At 41.2% G+C, this 16,290-nt stretch carries 17 protein-coding genes; 10 read left to right on the forward strand and 7 right to left on the reverse strand.

Translation table 11 applies throughout. The features are described from left to right. The 4 genes from lytR to O3670_RS07085 all read right to left on the reverse strand — a co-directional run bounded on the left by lytR (position 1) and on the right by O3670_RS07085 (position 3,915). Positions 1 to 1,254 (reverse strand): glycopolymer--peptidoglycan transferase LytR, encoded by a 1,254-nt coding sequence (gene lytR, locus O3670_RS07070; RefSeq protein WP_014633909.1) that lies wholly within the window; start codon positions 1,252 to 1,254, stop codon positions 1 to 3. Positions 1,255 to 1,262: 8 nt separating this feature from the next. Beyond that, complete coding sequence (locus O3670_RS07075) at positions 1,263 to 1,784, reverse strand: GNAT family N-acetyltransferase (RefSeq protein WP_021143570.1); 522 nt, start codon at positions 1,782 to 1,784, stop codon at positions 1,263 to 1,265. Continuing rightward, on the reverse strand, positions 1,777 to 2,220 hold the full coding sequence (gene tsaE / locus O3670_RS07080; RefSeq protein ID WP_002889989.1) for a tRNA (adenosine(37)-N6)-threonylcarbamoyltransferase complex ATPase subunit type 1 TsaE: 444 nt from the start codon (positions 2,218 to 2,220) through the stop codon (positions 1,777 to 1,779). Before tsaE ends, O3670_RS07075 begins: the two co-directional genes overlap by 8 nt. A gap of 273 nt (positions 2,221 to 2,493) precedes the next feature. Further along, positions 2,494 to 3,915: an NCS2 family permease gene (locus O3670_RS07085; protein ID WP_014633906.1), complete on the reverse strand. Its 1,422-nt coding sequence runs from the start codon at positions 3,913 to 3,915 to the stop codon at positions 2,494 to 2,496. 208 nt (positions 3,916 to 4,123) lie between these two features. On the opposite strand from O3670_RS07085, the gene O3670_RS07090 reads away from it, so the two are divergent. Next, the gene (locus O3670_RS07090; protein WP_014633589.1) at positions 4,124 to 4,936 is read left to right on the forward strand and encodes a Cof-type HAD-IIB family hydrolase; all 813 of its coding nucleotides are present in this window, start codon (positions 4,124 to 4,126) and stop codon (positions 4,934 to 4,936) included. On the opposite strand, the gene O3670_RS07095 is transcribed toward O3670_RS07090, so the two are convergent. Next, positions 4,931 to 5,668, reverse strand: a complete 738-nt coding sequence (locus O3670_RS07095; protein ID WP_021143569.1) for a cyclase family protein — start codon at positions 5,666 to 5,668, stop codon at positions 4,931 to 4,933. The genes O3670_RS07090 and O3670_RS07095 overlap by 6 nt on opposite strands. Positions 5,669 to 6,046: 378 nt before the next feature. Between O3670_RS07095 and O3670_RS07100 the strand changes: the two genes are divergently transcribed. The 9 genes from O3670_RS07100 to serS all read left to right on the forward strand — a co-directional run bounded on the left by O3670_RS07100 (position 6,047) and on the right by serS (position 14,209). Then, on the forward strand, positions 6,047 to 7,054 hold the full coding sequence (locus O3670_RS07100; protein ID WP_021143568.1) for a PTS sugar transporter subunit IIB: 1,008 nt from the start codon (positions 6,047 to 6,049) through the stop codon (positions 7,052 to 7,054). Between the two features lie 17 nt (positions 7,055 to 7,071). Continuing rightward, positions 7,072 to 7,872: a PTS mannose/fructose/sorbose transporter subunit IIC gene (locus O3670_RS07105; protein WP_002886606.1), complete on the forward strand. Its 801-nt coding sequence runs from the start codon at positions 7,072 to 7,074 to the stop codon at positions 7,870 to 7,872. 15 nt (positions 7,873 to 7,887) lie between these two features. Next, positions 7,888 to 8,802 carry a PTS system mannose/fructose/sorbose family transporter subunit IID gene (locus O3670_RS07110; protein ID WP_021143566.1) on the forward strand — a complete coding sequence of 305 codons (915 nt, stop codon included), beginning with the start codon at positions 7,888 to 7,890 and terminating at the stop codon, positions 8,800 to 8,802. 12 nt (positions 8,803 to 8,814) lie between these two features. After that, positions 8,815 to 9,201 carry a DUF956 family protein gene (locus O3670_RS07115; RefSeq protein ID WP_013990069.1) on the forward strand — a complete coding sequence of 129 codons (387 nt, stop codon included), beginning with the start codon at positions 8,815 to 8,817 and terminating at the stop codon, positions 9,199 to 9,201. A 265-nt stretch (positions 9,202 to 9,466) separates the two neighbouring features. Next, the gene (locus O3670_RS07120) at positions 9,467 to 10,459 is read left to right on the forward strand and encodes a PTS sugar transporter subunit IIB (protein WP_002883770.1); all 993 of its coding nucleotides are present in this window, start codon (positions 9,467 to 9,469) and stop codon (positions 10,457 to 10,459) included. A 67-nt stretch (positions 10,460 to 10,526) separates the two neighbouring features. Beyond that, on the forward strand, positions 10,527 to 11,342 hold the full coding sequence (locus tag O3670_RS07125; RefSeq protein ID WP_002883747.1) for a PTS mannose/fructose/sorbose transporter subunit IIC: 816 nt from the start codon (positions 10,527 to 10,529) through the stop codon (positions 11,340 to 11,342). A gap of 14 nt (positions 11,343 to 11,356) precedes the next feature. Further along, entirely contained in the window at positions 11,357 to 12,268 is a 912-nt protein-coding gene (locus O3670_RS07130) for a PTS system mannose/fructose/sorbose family transporter subunit IID (RefSeq protein ID WP_002883717.1), read from the forward strand. A gap of 79 nt (positions 12,269 to 12,347) precedes the next feature. Then, a complete protein-coding gene (locus tag O3670_RS07135) occupies positions 12,348 to 12,722 on the forward strand; it encodes a DUF956 family protein (RefSeq protein WP_021145043.1) in 375 nt (124 codons plus the stop codon). A gap of 209 nt (positions 12,723 to 12,931) precedes the next feature. Beyond that, complete coding sequence (serS, locus tag O3670_RS07140) at positions 12,932 to 14,209, forward strand: serine--tRNA ligase (RefSeq protein ID WP_155124078.1); 1,278 nt, start codon at positions 12,932 to 12,934, stop codon at positions 14,207 to 14,209. 34 nt (positions 14,210 to 14,243) lie between these two features. Here the strand turns inward: serS and O3670_RS07145 are convergent, their stop codons facing one another. Next, positions 14,244 to 14,873, reverse strand: a complete 630-nt coding sequence (locus tag O3670_RS07145; protein ID WP_021143564.1) for a hypothetical protein — start codon at positions 14,871 to 14,873, stop codon at positions 14,244 to 14,246. A gap of 64 nt (positions 14,874 to 14,937) precedes the next feature. Next, positions 14,938 to 16,248, reverse strand: coding sequence for a ribosome biogenesis GTPase Der (gene der, locus O3670_RS07150; RefSeq protein WP_002886596.1), 1,311 nt, complete (start codon positions 16,246 to 16,248; stop codon positions 14,938 to 14,940). Positions 16,249 to 16,290: the final 42 nt, after the last annotated feature.

The raw sequence follows: 16,290 nt of genomic DNA on the forward strand, positions 1-16,290 counted from the left end.
TTATTGCGTCGCTGGAACAGTGCTATAAGTAGTTACACCCGATCCATTATTATTGTATGTAGGGGTTGTCGTACCTTGTTCCTGAACATAATTACCTGTGTTTTCACTATAGTTATTGCTATAGGTAGTACCTCCATTGTAGGTACTTACCGATCCACCACCAGCTGCCTCAGATGTCCCAGCCTCATAATTTGAAGAAGCTTCACTCGAAGCCGCACTTCCTTTAGAATTAACGAAATCATCTGAGCCATAGTTAGAGCTACCAGAACCATAGAGAACCAAACTAGTCTTAAGATTAGATTCAGAAACTTTCTTCTTACCGACTTCCTTCTTAATACGGTTTTGTACCTTAAGAATATCCTCAGTTGAAGCTACTTGATAACTTCCACCATTGATCATGGCATCCGAACCAGCCAATTGGTAGGACTTAATATTTTTAAGGGCATCACTATAACCCATCAAGCTACGCAAAGTATTGGTATCACCAAGATCGATACTGGTTTGAACATTTGAACTTACAGCCGACAAAATTTTCTTGTAAGAACCAATAGAGTCCATCTTCAATAGCTTAGCTACAACCTTTTGAATAACCTCACGTTGACGTTTTTGACGACCATAGTCACCATCAGGGTCATCGTAACGCATACGTGAATAGACTAAAGCTTGCTCACCATTGATTTTATGGGTTCCGGGCTCAACTTTTGCCTGAAATTCAGGTTCATTTTCTGCAATCGAAATTGGAAAATCAAAATGATTCGTTACCTCAATACCACCAACAGCATCTACCAAATCAATCATACCCTGCATATTAATCAGTGCATAATAGTCAATATCAATATCTAAAACCTTTTGAATGGTTGAAATAGCCAAGTCAGCACCACCCTCAGCATATGCTGAATTTAGTTTTGCTTCACCCGACCCCTCAATATCTGTCAAAAGGTCACGTTCCAAACTGGTCATGGTTGTTTTCTTAGTCTTAGGGTTCACTGTTACCAAAATCATGGTATCAGAGTTTCCTTCCCAGGTTTCCTTACGTTCTTTGGATCCTGTATCTACCCCCATCAAGAGAATAGTTATAGGCTTAGTCTGTTGAATAGCCTTACTATTCCCTGAAGTTGCTTTAGAAGCCCTAAACGTTTTTGACAATTCGCCTGTGGCGTAATTATAAGTTGTCGTTAGGTAAATACCAGCAGCTACTACTGTCGTTGCAAAAATCGCCAACAACATCAATAAAATTTTTCGTCCAAGTTTCATGTTTTTTCCTAATCTATGAGTTTAGCCATAAGGTAAACATCTAGAAATTCTCCATTTTTAGTTCTTGCACCACGTTTCTTAGTGCCTTCAATGTCAAATCCGAATTTTTGATAGAGATGAACCGCCCGTTTATTACGTGCTTGAACCGTCAACTCTAAGCGGCGGATAGTTGGTGTATGATCTGCCCAGTCAATCATTGTTTCCATAAGAAACTGGCCAACACCATTCCCCCAGTAGGGTTTAGAAACCGCAATAAATACGTCGCCAATATGACTGGTCTTAGTATCTTGATCAGAGGTAACATTACAAACACCAATGACCTCATGACCCAATTTCGCCACCAAACAAATCTCATTAAGCCTATGCTGATGACTTTCAATATAAGTGGCTAACTGTTCAGCACTCAGTATAGAACTTCTATCATCTTGTGCTAGAAAATCCGATTCCAAGGCTACAGTCTCTAGTAAACGAGCTAGAGAGGCAGCATCCTCTCTTTGAGCTTCCTCAATGACTAATTCTTGCTCAGCCATTTATCATTTCCTCCTGAATCTCCTTACTTCTAGGACCGAAAGATTCAAAAAGCAACTGACGTCCATCTCCATGATGAGATATCGAAATTAGGAGATAATCCCCTAACAGACTCTCATCTAGGAGCTCACCCCACTCGATGATTGTCACACCTTCACCATACAGAAAATCATCTAAATCAATAGAATCTGGATCATCACCAATGCGGTAGACATCTAAATGATAGAGTGGCAGTCGCCCCTCATACTCCCTTACAATAGTATAGGTTGGACTCTTTATCATCTGTGAAATATCCAAACCTTTGGCAATTCCCTTAGTCAAGGTCGTTTTGCCAGCTCCCAGATCCCCTGAGAGAACAATTATATCTCCAGAATCGAGCAGTCGACCTAGCTTTTGGCCGATACTAATCAATTCTTCTTCATTTTGACTGTAAATCATGTTTTCATTATATCAAAAAATAAAAATATGGACTAGAATCCACTGTAAAAATACAGTAGAAACTTATAAATATTGAATCATTTAAGTAAGAAGTTAAGATATGTATTTTAATCTTCAATTTATTTTAACCACATCAATCACTCATAGATTAGAAATCGTTTTGTAAAACTTACTATAGATTTGAAAGTTAATCAAAAAAACTCTCTCACATTCCCCAGATAAAATCGCAAAAGAAAAAGCCTGACAAATATACAGACTTTTAACTTTCAAGCTTTAGAACACAGCCATACTGATGAAGTTAAGGATAAACAAGATATCCAAAATCCACATAATAAAGTGGACATCCTTAGCTTGACCTTTGACGATTTTGACCAAAGTATAAGTAAGGAAACCAGCTGCGATACCATAGGTAATACTATATGAGAATCCCATGAAAATAGAAGTGAAGAAGGCAGGAATAGCTTCAGACAAGTCTTCCCAATCGACACTCTTAAGGTTAGAGAGCATCATAACACCTACAATAATAAGGATAGGCGCTGTGGCAGCATTAGGAACGATTGATACCACTGGACTAAAGAAACTAGAGATGGCAAAGAGTACAGCAACCACAAGAGCTGTCAAACCAGTACGTCCACCAGCACCAATACCTGCTGCAGATTCAACGTAAGTTGTAACATTTGAAGTCCCTGCAATGGCACCAATACTTGTACCAACAAGGTCAGAGTAAAGAGCACGGTCAAGAGCTTTTGATTCGTTGTTATCACCTGTTGAAGCAATGATACCAACCTTCTCACCAGTACCAATCAAGGTACCGATAGTATCGAAGATATCAGTCAATGAGAAGGCAAGGATAGCCATAAAGACACCAGGCAAACGAGAAACGTCTGCAAAGAGTGATCCCAATCCCTTAGATCCAAGCGCTGCACCAAAGACCTGACCAAGGTCTTTAATAGATGATGTCAAGCTAGCTGCGTGCCAGTCAATGCTTCCAAGATCAACAACACCAGCAAAAATAGCAATGATAGTCGTTACAAGGATTGAAAGAAGAACACCACCACGAATACCTTTAACAATAAAGAAAATCGCAATCACAAGACCAATCAAACCTACAATTACAGTTGGGTTATTGAAAGCAACCAAACCTGGTGTAGCTGACGATGAAGCTGTAATTGAAGCCTTGGCCATATCAGCACCTTTACCTGCTACAGTGTAGGTGTGTGGATTAATTGAGAATTTCAAAAAACCAGCATTTTTAATCCCAACATAGGCAAGGAAAACACCGATACCTGCTGAAATAGCAGATTTGAGGGCTGTTGGAATAGACTCAATAATCATCTTACGCACTTTAGTTACTGTGATAATCAATGAAATAACACCACATAGAAAGACCATTGCTAAGGCCTCTTGCCAAGTGTAACCCAAAGAAAAGACCACTGTGTAGGTGAAGAAGGCATTAAGCCCCATACCAGGCGCTTGAGCGTATGGTAGGTTAGCATAAAAAGCCATCATCAATGTCCCTGCAACCGCACCAATAATTGTTGCTAAGAAAACACCTTGTGCAGGCATTCCTGTTTGGGCCAACATCGCTGGGTTAACAAAGAGGATGTAAGACATGGCAAAGAAAGTTGTCAATCCGGCAGTCACTTCTGTACGGACGTCAGTACCATGTTCTTTCAATTTGAAAAACTTTTCCATGAAAGTTTAGACTCCTTAATAAAAAATATTGTCAAAATCCGAATAATTTCGGAACATTCTCACGTAGAATGCAACATTACTATTCTACATGAAATTATTTGACGGTGCAAGGTTTATTTCCTGAGACTTTTCTTATGAAAAACCGAACGTTCTTAGAAAGCTCTTTCTTAATCACCAACAAAGGACAGATTTTTGCTATAATAGGAACATGACAAAAAAATTGATTGCACTAGATCTTGATGGAACGCTTTTGCGCCCAGATGGAACTATTTCAGAATTTACACAAAAAACGATTAAAGACGTACAAAACAAAGGACACCAAGTCGTTATTGCTACAGGTCGTCCTTATCGTATGGCTATTGACCATTACAAAACACTAGGGTTAGAAACACCCCTCATCACCTTTAACGGCTCTTTGACCAATCTTCCAGACCAAGACTGGGCTTATGAGCATTCGGTTAAATTAGATAAGAAATATCTGATTAGCCTCTTACAACGCCATGATGAATTAGAGATGGATTTTCTGGCTAGTGAATATCGAAAACACTTCTATATCACTATGAATCACCCGGAGCGTATTCAACCACAACTCTTTGGTGTTGATAAAATTATTGAGGCTATGCGTTTAGAACCAACTAAAATCACGCGCAACCCTAACGCTCTCCTTATGCAAACTCGTCATGAGGATAAGTACCAACTTGCCGATGACATCAAGAAGGACTTCAAGGAAGAAATTGAAGTTGATTCTTGGGGTGGCCCGCTTAATATCTTGGAATTTTCGCCTAAAGGCATAAACAAGGCCTACGCCCTAAACTACTTACTTAAGGCCATGCGCAAATCAACGGATGATCTGATTGCTTTTGGGGACGAACACAACGACACAGAGATGTTGGAACTTGCTAAAACTGGTTATGCCATGAAAAATGCTAGCTCTGTTCTTCTCCCCCACGCTAACGAACAAATTGAGTGGACTAATGAAGAGGATGGCGTTGCTCGCAAACTCCAGGAACTCTTTTTATAAATAAGGTAAAATAGCCACTGCACGCACTGGGGAACCTGTCGCCTTGTCCCAGTGAGGAAATGCAATCGAAATCAAAGCACCAACAGCTGGAACTTGATCCAATTGATTCAAGACTTCTACCTGATAAATGTTTTGTTCCAAGAGGTAGTATTCGTTAACCAAGCCATGTTCTGCTGCTGGAATACCAGCATCTGTATCAAAAGTCTCATGACCCACAGCCTTAACATGGCGTTCATGAATCAAGAATTCTAGAGCTTCACGGCTCCACCCTGGACTTTGTTGAACCCCATTTTCATCAAGGTTGCGCATAGCATCTTGATCTGGCCAACGCTTCGACCAATCACTACGAAAAGCGACAAAGGCCCCTTCAGTAATTTGTCCATGTTCTGCTTCAAAGTCTAAGATATCTTGTTTGCTCAAGATAAAGTTTGGATTCGCAGCAACTTCTTTAGACTTGTCGATAACATAGAGTGGTAAAAGAAGATCTTTGAGAGCAATCTCATCCAACCAACGACCACCTTCTACAAAGTGAATCGGTGCATCAATATGCGTTCCGTATTGACCAACTACTGTAAATTTTTGAACATGGAAACCATCTTTTAATGTGAAAAGGTCTTCTTGTTTCAAAGCTGGGAGAGCTGGAAAGTGTGGACTTTCTGCATTAATTTTGTGGGTCAAGTCAACCCATTTCTTAGATTGCAATTCATTATAAATACTTAGTAAATCTGACATAAGGAGGTCCTCTTTTCTTATAGATTTAACCTTAAATAGCTAATTGAAGAAATTATAGCAGCCATTAATAGCTATTACAAGCATTTATCTCATTTTTTCTTAATCCCATTTCTTCTAGTTAGATATAGCTTCAAACTATATCTAACTCTTTTTGTCTGAAAAGAAAGTATATTTGCGATAATTTGATATTTTTTTCAATTTTATGACACTTTTGTTACGAAAAGCATTGACAAATCTATGATAACGTTTTACAATTAGATTGTTCTAATTTTCGAGGGACTAAAAAAATATTGTTGTCATTTTCATGTCATGAATGATAATACCAATAATCATTTTTCTATTCCTAAGAAGCAATATATAAAAGGAGGAAGAACACTAATGGGTATCGGTATTATTATTGCTAGCCATGGTAAATTCGCTGAAGGTATTCACCAATCAGGTTCTATGATTTTTGGTGAACAAGAGAAAGTTCAAGTGGTTACTTTCATGCCAAATGAAGGTCCTGACGACTTGTACGCTCACTTCAAAGATGCCATCGCTCAATTTGACGCTGACGACGAAATTCTTGTCCTTGCAGACCTTTGGTCTGGGTCACCATTTAACCAGGCAAGCCGTATCAAGGAAGAAAATCCTGATCGCAAGATGGTTATCGTGACAGGACTCAACTTGCCAATGCTTATCCAAGCATATACGGAACGTATGGTAGCTCCTGATGCTGGGGTTGAAGAGATTGTCGCTAACATTTATAAGGAAACAAAAGAAGGCGTTAAAGTCCTTCCAGAAGGCCTTATTCCTAAAGAAGACACTAAACCAGCCGACGCTAAGCCTTCTGTTCCTAAAGGTACCATTCCTGAAGGAACAGTACTTGGTGATGGAAAAATCAAATACGTTTTGGCTCGTGTTGACACACGTCTCCTCCACGGTCAGGTTGCGACTGGTTGGACTCACTCAACTCACCCAGACCGTATCATCGTTGTTTCAGACACTGTTTGTCATGATAAACTTCGTACAAACATGATTAAACAAGCCGCTCCATCTGGTGTTCAAGTTCACGTTATCCCAATTAAAAACATGGTTAAAGCAAACAATGACCCACGTTTTGGAGATACACGTGCTATGCTTCTCTTTGAATCTGTTGAAGATGCTCTTGCTGCTGTTAAAGCAGGTGTTGATGTTAAAGAAATCAACCTTGGTTCTTCAGCTTATAAAGAAGGAAAAGTCAACGTTACTAAAGCTCTTTCATTTGACCAAACAGATGTGGATGCTATCAAAGAGTTGCAATCATTGGGTGTCAAATTTGACGTTCGTGGGGTACCAAGTGATAGCCCAGCAAACGTTGATGCCTTGATTAAGTCAGCTGAAACTAAATTAGCAGAGAAGAAATAATTTTGGAGGATGCATAAATGAGTTTAGTACAAATTATTTTAGTCGTAATTGTTGCTTTCATCATCGGTTGTAGCTCAGTTAACGACCAAATCGAAACATACCAGCCAGTTGTGGCTTGTTCCCTTATCGGTCTTGTTACTGGTCATCTCGAACTCGGCGTAATGTTGGGTGGTAGCTTACAGTTGATTACTATGGGATGGGCTAACGTTGGTGCTGCCATGGCACCAGATGCCTCACTTGCCGCTGTTGCTTCTACAATTATCCTTATCTTGGGTGGTCAAGGAACTAAAGGAATTGGTCCTGCCATCGCCCTTGCGGTGCCTTTGGCTGTTGCCGGTCTTGCCTTGACAATGGTTGTCCGTACAGCAACTGTTTTCATCGCTCATATTATGGATAGCCGTGCAGAAGCTGCTGATATCGCTGGTGTTGAAAGATGGCACTTTATCGGTATGGCCCTTCAAGGTCTCCGTGTTGCTATCCCTGCCCTCCTCTTGCTCTTGATTCCTGCACACCTCGTACAATCTGGTCTTGAAGCTATGCCTGAATGGTTAAAATCAGGTATGACAATCGGTGGTGGTATGGTTGTAGCCGTTGGTTATGCCATGGTTATCAACATGATGTCTAGTCGTGAAGTTTGGCCATTCTTCTTCCTTGGTTTTGCTTTGGCTGCCCTTAAAGAGTTGACCTTGATTAGCTTGGGTATCATCGGCCTCTGTCTTGCCGTTATGTACCTTGCACTTGAAGCTAGTGGTTCAAATGGTTCTTCAAATGATGGAGGATCAGGTGATCCCCTCGGTGAAATTCTGGAAGACTTTTAATTAGGAGGAAAGAAAATGGCTGATTCAAAAATTAAATTAACAAAAGCAGATCGTTTCAAAGCTTTCTTGCGCTCATACTTCCTTTTAGCTTCATTCAACTATGAACGTATGCAAAATGGTGGTGTGGCTTACACCCTTATTCCTGCAATCAAAAAACTTTATCAAACTAAAGAAGACCGTGCTGCTGCGCTTAAGCGTCACTTGGAATTCTTTAATACACAACCTTTCATGGCCAACCCAATCTTTGGGGTTACCCTTGCCTTGGAAGAAGAACGTGCCAACGGTGCTGAGATTGATGATGCCGCTATCTCAGGGGTTAAGGTCGGTATGATGGGACCTCTTGCAGGTGCCGGTGACCCTCTCTTCTGGTTCACCCTTCGTCCAATCTTCCTTTCACTAGGAGCAGGTTTGGCTGTTTCAGGTAACGTCCTAGGCCCAATCGTCTTCTTCGTTCTCTGGAACGTTATGGTTGCCGCTGTTAAATGGTATACTCAAGAATTCGGTTACCGTGCTGGTACTGCGATTACAGACGACTTGTCAGGTAACCTTCTTCAACAAGTAACTCGTGGCGCATCAATGATGGGGATGTTCGTTATCGGTTCTCTTATCCAACGTTGGGTTAGCATTACCTTCACACCAGTTGTCTCTGTTGTTAAACAACAAGAAGGCGCTTATATCGATTGGGATAAACTTCCAAAAGGTATTGCCGGTGTTAAAGCAGCCTTCCTAGAACAAGCTGCTGGTAAATCACTCGAAGCCAACAAGGTGACAACCTTGCAAGATAACTTGGACCAATTGATTCCTGGTCTTGCCGCCCTTGGTTTGACTTTCCTCTGTATGTACCTTCTTAAGAGAAAAGTTTCTCCAATTGTTATCATCTTAGGTATCTTTGTTCTAGCTATTGTGCTCCACATTATTGGTGTACTCTAATCGGAGCAAGGTATGGTTAAATCGCTCAATACCGAAATGGCTCACACAACTAAGGGAACTTGGTTTCGTGAAGGACCTATTTACGGAAATATCATGGTCGGAGATAAGGCCTTCGAATTTTACAATGATACGAAGTTGCAAGATTACGTTCAAATTCCTTGGGATGAAATCACTTATGTGATTGCCGATGTCTACTTCGGTGGTAAATTCATCCCACGCTTTGAAATCCGTACTAAGCAAAATGGACGTTTCCGTTTTGCCAGTCGAAAAAGCCGAATAACTTTGAAAGAAATTCAAAAAAGAATTCCTCGAGAAAGTTTACGAAAAGCACCTAGCTTTATCGCTGTCCTCAAACAAGGCTTTAAAAATCTTTTCCGACTCATTGTCAAGAAGAAATAATCTCCGAATATTATAAAAAGATTGTCCAATCTAATGGTTGGGCAATCTTTTTATAATATTTTGCTCATTTTTGAAAGAGTTTGACTTCTTTTGAAATTTTATCTCACTAGCTATTGACATTTTCTTGAAAGCGTTTTAGAATATAATTGTTCTTGATTTCTTATGTTTAAAAAGATTGAGAGACGCTTTTTTTAGCGTCTTGATAAAAATCGGAGATAGTCTTTTTAAGCCTAGGAAAAAATAATTTATAAGGAGGAGAACACGAATGGGTATCGGTATTATTATTGCCAGCCATGGTAAGTTCGCTGAAGGAATCCACCAATCAGGCTCTATGATTTTTGGAGACCAAGAGAAAGTTCAAGTCGTAACTTTCATGCCAAGTGAAGGTCCTGATGACTTGTACGCTCACTTCAACGACGCCATTGCACAATTCGATGCTGATGATGAAATTCTTGTTTTGGCTGACCTTTGGTCTGGTTCACCATTTAACCAAGCCAGTCGAATTGCTGGAGAAAATCCAGATCGCAAGATTGCTATCATCACAGGACTTAACTTGCCAATGCTTATCCAAGCATACACTGAACGTATGATGGATGCTAACGCTACTGCAGAGCAAGTTGCTGCTAATATCATCAAGGAAGCTAAGGGTGGTATCAAGGCACTTCCAGAGGAGCTTAATCCAGCTGAGGAAACAACAGCAGCTCCTGTAGAAGCTGCTGCACCTCAAGGAGCTATCCCAGAAGGGACAGTTATCGGAGATGGTAAACTCAAGATTAACTTGGCACGTTTGGACACACGTCTCTTGCATGGTCAAGTAGCAACTAACTGGACACCTGCTTCTAAAGCAGACCGTATCATTGTTGCTTCAGACGACGTTGCTAAAGATGAGCTTCGTAAAGAATTGATCAAACAAGCAGCACCAAATGGGGTTAAAGCAAACGTTGTTCCAATTCAAAAATTGATTGATGCTTCTAAGGACCCTCGCTTTGGTAACACACACGCGCTTATCTTGTTCGAAACTGTTCAAGACGCACTTCGTGCTATCGAAGGTGGCGTGCCAATCAAAGAACTTAACGTTGGTTCTATGGCTCACTCAACTGGTAAAACAATGGTTAACAACGTTTTGTCTATGGACAAAGACGATGTCGCTTGCTTCGAAAAATTGCGTGACCTTGGCGTTGAATTCGACGTCCGTAAGGTACCAAATGATTCTAAGAAAGACTTGTTCGACCTTATCAAAAAAGCTAACGTTCAATAACCTTCATTCGGATAAATTAGTTGATACTCTCAGCTAATCACAACTCAATAGAAAAGGAATTATTACCATGTCAGATATGTCAATTATTTCTGCAATTTTGGTCGTAGTTGTTGCCTTCCTTGCTGGTCTTGAAGGTATCCTTGACCAATTCCAATTCCACCAACCACTTGTTGCATGTACCCTCATCGGTGCTGCTACAGGTAACCTCACTGCAGGTATCATGCTTGGTGGTTCTCTTCAAATGATCGCCCTTGCTTGGGCTAATATCGGTGCCGCTGTCGCTCCTGACGCTGCCCTTGCCTCTGTTGCTGCTGCCATTATTTTGGTTAAAGGTGGTAACTTCACAACTGAAGGTATCGGTGTTGCGACTGCAACAGCTATCCCACTTGCGGTTGCCGGTCTCTTCCTAACTATGCTTGTTCGTACAGCCTCTGTTGCCCTTGTTCATGCCGCAGATAAAGCTGCAGAAAGTGGAAACATTGCTGGTGTTGAACGTGCACACTACCTCGCCCTCCTTCTTCAAGGTTTGCGTATCGCTGTGCCAGCCGCCCTTCTTCTTGCTATCCCAGCAGAATCTGTTCAACATGCCCTTGGATTGATGCCTGACTGGCTCAACCACGGTATGGTTGTCGGTGGTGGTATGGTCGTAGCCGTTGGTTACGCCATGGTTATCAACATGATGGCAACTCGTGAAGTTTGGCCATTCTTCGCCATCGGTTTTGCTTTTGCTGCTATTAGCCAATTGACACTTATCGCTCTTGGTGCTATCGGTGTCGCTATTGCCTTCATCTACCTCAACCTTTCTAAACAAGGTGGCGGAAATGGTGGCGGAACTTCATCTGGTTCTGGCGACCCAATCGGCGATATCTTGGAAGACTACTAGGAAGGGGTGCTCTCATGGCTGAAAAAATTCAATTATCTCAAGCGGATCGTAAAAAGGTTTGGTGGCGCTCACAATTCTTGCAAGGTTCATGGAACTATGAACGTATGCAAAACTTGGGTTGGGCTTACTCACTCATTCCTGCTATTAAAAAACTCTATACTAACAAAGAAGACCAAGCCGCAGCTCTTAAACGTCACTTGGAATTCTTCAATACCCACCCTTACGTAGCTGCTCCTATCATGGGTGTTACCTTGGCTCTTGAAGAAGAAAAAGCTAACGGTACTGACATCGAAGATGCTGCTATCCAAGGGGTTAAAATCGGTATGATGGGACCTCTTGCCGGTATCGGTGACCCTGTTTTCTGGTTCACAGTTCGTCCTATCCTTGGTGCCCTTGGTGCATCATTGGCACAAGCTGGTAACATCGCTGGTCCACTTATCTTCTTCATCGGTTGGAACCTTATCCGTATGGCCTTCTTGTGGTACACTCAAGAACTTGGTTACAAAGCAGGTTCAGAAATCACTAAAGACATGTCTGGTGGTATCTTGAAAGATATTACTAAAGGGGCATCAATCCTTGGTATGTTCATCTTGGCTGTCCTTGTTGAACGTTGGGTATCTATCGTCTTCACTGTAAACCTTCCAGGTAAAGTTTTGTCTAAAGGTGCCTATATCGAATGGCCTAAAGGCAATGTTAGCGGTGACCAACTTAAGACTATCCTCGGCCAAGTTAATGACAAACTTAGCTTCGATAAGATTCAAGTTGATACCCTCCAAAAACAATTGGATTCATTGATTCCAGGTTTGATGGGACTTCTCCTTACTTTTGCATGTATGTGGTTGCTTAAGAAGAAAGTTTCACCAATCACAATCATCATCGGACTCTTTGTAGTTGGTATTGTTGCAAGCTTCTTCGGAATCATGTAAAAAAGAGTAAGAGTTTAGCAAAGCTGAACTCTTTTCTTATGCTATAATAAAAGTACTACAATCAAAAAGCGAGATAGATATGGCACAATCACTAAACAAAACAGTTGAATTGCATACAACAGGCGTTTCCTACATGGCTATCGGAGGGAAAGTCGGTAAATTTCTAATCGGAGATGTGGCTCTTGAATTCTACCCAGATGTCAATGTCGAGCAATACATTCAAATCCCATGGACTAGCATTACTCAAATCGGTGCGAATGTATCAGGAAAGAAAATTAGCCGTCACTTTGAAGTGTTGACAGACAAGAGCAAATTCCTCTTTGCTTCTAAAGATTCTGGGAAGATTCTAAAAATTGCTAGGGAACACCTTGGCAATGAAAAAGTCGTCAAGCTACCAACTCTCATTCAAACTATTGGGGCTCGACTCAAAGGTTTATTTGCCAAAAAATCATAATTTTTGTATAATATAACAGACGGATAAGTACTAGCTAGACCCTTACAGAAAGCCTGCGGTTGCTGCGAGCAGGTAGGGTTGACCTACGAAATTCTACCGTTTCTAATAATTAAAAACATAAACAAGTGCACTCCTGTGAAGTTGGATGGAACCGTGGCCTATGTCACTCCAACACTTTCACTGGAGTGTTTTACTTTTTGGAGGAACTTATGTTAGATGTAAAACGTATTCGTAACGACTTCGATGCCCTTGCCGAAAAATTGGCTACACGTGGTGTCGCTGCTGAAACTTTAAATGAACTTAAAGAGCTTGATGTTAAACGTCGCGAACTTCTTATCAAATCTGAAGAACTCAAAGCTCAACGTAACATTGCTTCAGATGGTATCGCTCAAGCTAAGCGTAACAAAGAAGATGCTTCTGAACAAATCGCAGCAATGCAAAAAGTCTCTGCAGCAATTAAGGAAATTGATGCAGAACTTGCTACTATCGATGAAAAGCTTAATGCCATCGTTGTGACACTTCCAAACACACCAAATGACTCTGTTCCTGTAGGCGCTGACGAAGATGAAAACGTAGAAGTTCGTCGTTGGGGAACACCTCGTGAATTTGATTTTGAAGTTAAAGCACACTGGGATCTTGGGGAAGACCTTGGTATCCTAGATTGGGAACGTGGTGCTAAAGTCACTGGTTCTCGTTTCCTTTTCTACAAAGGCCTTGGAGCAAAATTGGAACGTGCAATCTACAACTTCATGTTGGATGAGCACGCTAAAGAAGGTTACACTGAGATGATCACACCTTACATGGTTAACCACGACTCAATGTTCGGTACTGGTCAATATCCAAAATTCAAGGAAGATACTTTCGAGCTTGACGGTACTGACTACGTCCTTATCCCAACAGCTGAAGTTCCTTTGACAAACTACTACCGCGGTGAAATCCTTGACGGTAAAGAATTGCCAATCTACTTCACAGCTATGAGCCCTTCATTCCGTTCAGAAGCTGGTTCAGCTGGTCGTGATACACGTGGTTTGATTCGTCTTCACCAATTCCACAAGGTTGAAATGGTCAAATTCTCAAAACCTGAGGACTCATATGATGAGTTGGAAAAAATGGTAGTTAACGCTGAAAACATCCTTCAAAAACTTAACTTGCCATACCGTGTCATCACTTTGTGTACTGGCGATATGGGATTCTCAGCTGCGAAAACTTACGACTTGGAAGTTTGGATTCCAGCACAAAACACTTACCGCGAAATTTCTTCATGTTCAAACACAGAAGATTTCCAAGCCCGTCGTGCACAAATCCGTTACCGTGACGAAGCTGATGGTAAGGTAAAACTTCTTCACACTCTTAACGGTTCAGGACTTGCTGTTGGACGTACAGTAGCCGCTATCCTTGAAAACTACCAAAACGAAGATGGTTCAGTAACTATCCCTGAAGTTCTTCGTCCTTACATGGGTGGTGCTGAAGTGATTTCACCAAAATAAATAAGAGAAATCTCCAGAAAAACTGGAGATTTTTTTAGTTTTGATTAGCTTCCTCGTAGTATGGTTTCAACTTATAGAATCCATCAGCGAGTTCTTCTACCAACTCTTCCATTGTTTCACTAGCAGTCACAGGGACATCATACTTGACCAAGACCTTACGAACACGACCATCTCTAACTGCTTCTTTAAGCATCTGGCGATTCTCTTCAGTTCCTTCCACACGATGACTAACACCATTTTCCTGGGCAAAATAGTATAGAGAGGGTGCAATCGGTAAGTCTAGGACCTTATGTTGCTTAGCTAGAGTGGTATCTGATTTTTTACGTTCGACAAAGCTAACTTCTACTGAAATCCCCCATTTTTCAGGCTGACCATAAAGTCGAATCGCCATGGCAACATCGTCTAAACTATCCTCAGGGGCCCTGTAATAGCACCAAAAGTGTGGCCGGCATATTTGTGCTTGATTAGCCCAATTACTGACACGATCCATCTTAAAGGGTGCCAAACGCTCCTCTAGAAGTTTTGCTAAAGCCTGCATCTCCTTACGAGCTGCTTGACCAAGTGCCTTGAGGTCTTCCATCTCTTCCTTATGTGGGCCCGCTTTTTCAGGTTTGATATACTTAACCCCTTGTTTAGATAAATAAGATTGAATATTTTCTAACATCGTTTTCTCCTTACAATGATAAAAGACCAACCCATAACGATTCTATTCCGGTTGGTCTCTTTTTTTATTTACGTTTACGAGCAATCAAATGGATTGGTGTTCCCTCAAAACCAAAGGCTTGACGAATTTGATTTTCCAAGAAACGCATGTATGAGAAGTGCATAAGCTCTTCTTCATTGACAAAGATAACAAATGTTGGTGGTTTAACCGAAACTTGTGTGCCATAGAAAATCTTAAGGCGTTTTCCTTTGTCAGTTGGTGTTGGGTTGATGGCAATGGCATCCATGATAACATCATTCAAAACAGCTGATGAAATACGACGGTTCTGACTCTCACTGATGCGTTTAATCATCTCTGGCAACTTGTTAAGACGTTGTTTCGTCTCAGCCGATACAAAGATAATTGGTGCATAGCTCAAAAATTGGAACTGATCACGGATATCTGCTTCCCAGTTAGCAACGGTATGATTGTCTTTCTTAATCGTATCCCATTTGTTAACTACGATGATAATCCCTTTACCAGCTTCATGGGCAAAACCAGCAATACGCTTATCATACTCACGGATACCTTCTTCGGCATTGATAACCATAAGGACGATATCAGAACGGTCAATGGCACGCATTGAACGCATGACAGAGTATTTTTCTGTGTTTTCATAAACCTTACCAGATTTACGCATACCAGCGGTGTCAATCATGGTATACTCTTGACCTTCACTGTCCACAAAGTTTGTATCAATGGCATCTCGAGTAGTACCAGCAATCGGGCTGGCAATCACTCGGTCCTCACCCAAAATGGCGTTAATCAAGCTTGATTTTCCGACGTTTGGACGTCCAATCAAACTAAAACGAATGATATCTGGATTTTCTTCTTCAACTTCTGTTGGGAGGTTTTCAACGATAGCATCGAGAACATCCCCTGTACCGATACCGTGAACAGATGAAACTGGATAAGGATCACCAAGTCCAAGAGAATAAAAATCATAGATATCTGCACGCATCTCAGGGTTATCCACTTTATTTACCGCCAAGATAACAGGCTTGTTGGTCTTATAGAGAATACGAGCAACGTACTCGTCCGCATCTGTCACGCCTTCCTTACCTGAAACGACAAAGACAATAACGTCAGCTTCAGTCATGGCAATGTCAGCTTGGTGCTTAATTTGTTCCATAAATGGTGCATCAACATCATCAATACCACCTGTATCAATTAAGCTAAACTGGCGATTAAGCCATTCAGCAGAGGTATAAATACGGTCACGTGTTACCCCTTCAACGTCTTCGACGATAGAGATACGTTCACCCGCAATTCGGTTAAATAGGGTCGATTTCCCAACGTTTGGGCGACCCACGATAGCAACTGTAGGTAATGTCATATGTTTAAGTCCCTGATTAAATAGGGATTCCTTTCTTCATTT

Origin of the sequence: Streptococcus sp. 27098_8_74 (genome assembly GCF_041431705.1) — a bacterium.
Taxonomy (GTDB): domain Bacteria; phylum Bacillota; class Bacilli; order Lactobacillales; family Streptococcaceae; genus Streptococcus; species Streptococcus salivarius_E.

What these genes read in the sequence shown, in the direction of transcription:
- O3670_RS07100 (WP_021143568.1), top strand. Translation starts at nt 6,047, where the DNA reads ATGGGTATCGGTATTATTATTGCTAGCCATGGTAAATTCGCTGAAGGT.
- O3670_RS07145 (WP_021143564.1), bottom strand. Translation starts at nt 14,873, where the DNA reads ATGTTAGAAAATATTCAATCTTATTTATCTAAACAAGGGGTTAAGTAT.
- O3670_RS07125 (WP_002883747.1), top strand. Translation starts at nt 10,527, where the DNA reads ATGTCAGATATGTCAATTATTTCTGCAATTTTGGTCGTAGTTGTTGCC.
- O3670_RS07110 (WP_021143566.1), top strand. Translation starts at nt 7,888, where the DNA reads ATGGCTGATTCAAAAATTAAATTAACAAAAGCAGATCGTTTCAAAGCT.
- O3670_RS07130 (WP_002883717.1), top strand. Translation starts at nt 11,357, where the DNA reads ATGGCTGAAAAAATTCAATTATCTCAAGCGGATCGTAAAAAGGTTTGG.
- serS (WP_155124078.1), top strand. Translation starts at nt 12,932, where the DNA reads ATGTTAGATGTAAAACGTATTCGTAACGACTTCGATGCCCTTGCCGAA.
- lytR (WP_014633909.1), bottom strand. Translation starts at nt 1,254, where the DNA reads ATGAAACTTGGACGAAAAATTTTATTGATGTTGTTGGCGATTTTTGCA.
- O3670_RS07115 (WP_013990069.1), top strand. Translation starts at nt 8,815, where the DNA reads ATGGTTAAATCGCTCAATACCGAAATGGCTCACACAACTAAGGGAACT.
- O3670_RS07105 (WP_002886606.1), top strand. Translation starts at nt 7,072, where the DNA reads ATGAGTTTAGTACAAATTATTTTAGTCGTAATTGTTGCTTTCATCATC.
- der (WP_002886596.1), bottom strand. Translation starts at nt 16,248, where the DNA reads ATGACATTACCTACAGTTGCTATCGTGGGTCGCCCAAACGTTGGGAAA.
- O3670_RS07095 (WP_021143569.1), bottom strand. Translation starts at nt 5,668, where the DNA reads ATGTCAGATTTACTAAGTATTTATAATGAATTGCAATCTAAGAAATGG.
- tsaE (WP_002889989.1), bottom strand. Translation starts at nt 2,220, where the DNA reads ATGATTTACAGTCAAAATGAAGAAGAATTGATTAGTATCGGCCAAAAG.
- O3670_RS07090 (WP_014633589.1), top strand. Translation starts at nt 4,124, where the DNA reads ATGACAAAAAAATTGATTGCACTAGATCTTGATGGAACGCTTTTGCGC.
- O3670_RS07120 (WP_002883770.1), top strand. Translation starts at nt 9,467, where the DNA reads ATGGGTATCGGTATTATTATTGCCAGCCATGGTAAGTTCGCTGAAGGA.
- O3670_RS07135 (WP_021145043.1), top strand. Translation starts at nt 12,348, where the DNA reads ATGGCACAATCACTAAACAAAACAGTTGAATTGCATACAACAGGCGTT.
- O3670_RS07085 (WP_014633906.1), bottom strand. Translation starts at nt 3,915, where the DNA reads ATGGAAAAGTTTTTCAAATTGAAAGAACATGGTACTGACGTCCGTACA.
- O3670_RS07075 (WP_021143570.1), bottom strand. Translation starts at nt 1,784, where the DNA reads ATGGCTGAGCAAGAATTAGTCATTGAGGAAGCTCAAAGAGAGGATGCT.